Origin of the sequence: Streptomyces sp. MP131-18 (genome assembly GCF_001984575.1) — a bacterium.
GTDB classification, from domain to species: Bacteria; Actinomycetota; Actinomycetes; order Streptomycetales; family Streptomycetaceae; genus Streptomyces; species Streptomyces johnsoniae.
Genome location: NZ_LZNS01000001.1, coordinates 6,997,850 through 6,999,701 on the forward strand (window position 1 = coordinate 6,997,850; position 1,852 = coordinate 6,999,701).

Annotated in this window: 1 protein-coding gene; it reads left to right on the forward strand. The window is 72.4% G+C overall.

The features are described from left to right. Window positions 1-1,852, forward strand: a 1,852-nt coding sequence (locus STBA_RS31210) for a beta-ketoacyl synthase N-terminal-like domain-containing protein (protein WP_143659642.1), incomplete at both ends; no start/stop codon positions are given.

The window sequence follows — 1,852 nt, forward strand, 5'->3', positions numbered from 1 at the left end:
GTCGTCCACGCCACCGGCGTCCTCGCCGACGGCATCGTCGACAACCTCACCGAGGACACCCTGGCCCGTGTGTTGCGGTCGAAGGTGGATGGTGCGTGGCATGTGCATGAGGTGTTGGGTGGGTTGGGGTGGCGGGTGCCGTTGGTGTTGTTCTCTTCTGCGGCTGGGATGTTGGGGTCGGGTGGGCAGGGGGCGTATGCGGCGGCGAATGCGGTGTTGGATGGTTTGGCGCAGGTGCGGGGTGGGGCGGGGTTGCCGGGTGTGTCGTTGGCGTGGGGTTTGTGGGAGCAGCGCAGTGCGATGACGGGTGGTCTTGGCGAGACCGACCTCGCCCGCATGGCCCGCGGCGGCCTGCAACCGCTCACCACCGCGGAAGGACTCGCACTCCTCGACCAGGCCCTCGCCGACCTGGAGCCCGACCCGGCCCGCGCGGCCCTGCTCGCCGCACGCCTCGCCCCCGGCGCGGCAGCGCCGGACCTGCCCGCGCTGCTGCGCGACCGCATCCCGGCCCACGCCCCCCGCCGCAGGCGCCGCCGCGCGGCCGACGCGCCCGCCGCAGACCCGCTGCGGCAGCGGCTCGCCGCCCTGGCCGAGCCCGAACAGCGCCACGCCGTGCTGACCCTCGTCCGCGAGAACGTGGCGGCCGTCCTCGGCCACGCGTCCCCCGACACCGTCGCGGCCGGGCGCCCGTTCAAGGATCTCGGCTTCGATTCGCTGACGGCCGTCGAACTGCGCAACCGCCTCAACACGGCCACCGGCCTGCGCCTGCCCGCCACCCTGGTCTTCGACCACCCCACCCCGGAGGCACTCGCGGGCCTCATACGCACCCGCGTCCTCGACCTGGCCCCCGCACAGCCGCAAACCCTCGCCGGTAGCGGCGGGGCGGATGAGCCGGTGGCGATTGTGGGAATGGCGTGCCGGTATCCGGGCGGGGTGGAATCGCCGGAGGATTTGTGGCGGCTAGTGGTGGACGGCGGGGATGCGGTCGGTGATTTCCCCGGTGATCGGGGCTGGAACCTCGCGGGGATATACGACCCCGATCCGGAGCGGGTGGGGACGTCGTATACGCGGCGGGGCGGATTCTTGCCAGGGGCGGGGGATTTCGACGCGGAGTTGTTCGGGATTTCGCCGCGTGAGGCGTTGGCGATGGACCCGCAGCAGCGGTTGCTGCTGGAGGCGTCGTGGGAGGTGTTCGAGCGGGCGGGGCTCGATCCGCTCGGGATGCGCGGCAAGGACGTCGGCGTCTTCGCGGGCGTCATGTACCACGACTACGGCAGCCGCCTGCACAGCGTGCCGGAAGACGTCGAGGGCTACCTCGCCACCGGTGCGTCCAGCAGCGTCATCTCCGGCCGGATCGCGTACAGCTTCGGGCTTGAGGGCCCGGCGTTGACGGTGGACACGGCGTGTTCCTCGTCGCTGGTGGCGCTGCATCTGGCGGCGCAGTCGCTGCGCAGCGGCGAGTGCTCGATGGCGCTGGCCGGCGGCGTGACCGTGCTCTCCTCGCCCGCGCTGTTCGTGGAGTTCAGCCGTCAGCGGGGGCTGTCCCCCGACGGCCGGTGCAAGGCGTTCGGGGCGGACGCGGACGGCGCCGGGTTCTCCGAGGGGGTGGGGGTGTTGCTGTTGGAGCGGTTGTCGGATGCGCGGCGGAACGGTCATCGGGTGCTGGCGGTGGTGCGGGGTTCGGCCGTGAATCAGGACGGTGCGTCGAATGGGCTGACGGCGCCGAACGGTCCGGCGCAGCAGCGGGTGATCCGGGCGGCGTTGGCGAATGCGGGTGTTTCGGCGGCCGAGGTGGATGTGGTGGAGGCGCACGGCACCGGGACGACGCTGGGCGATCCGATCGAGGCCGAGG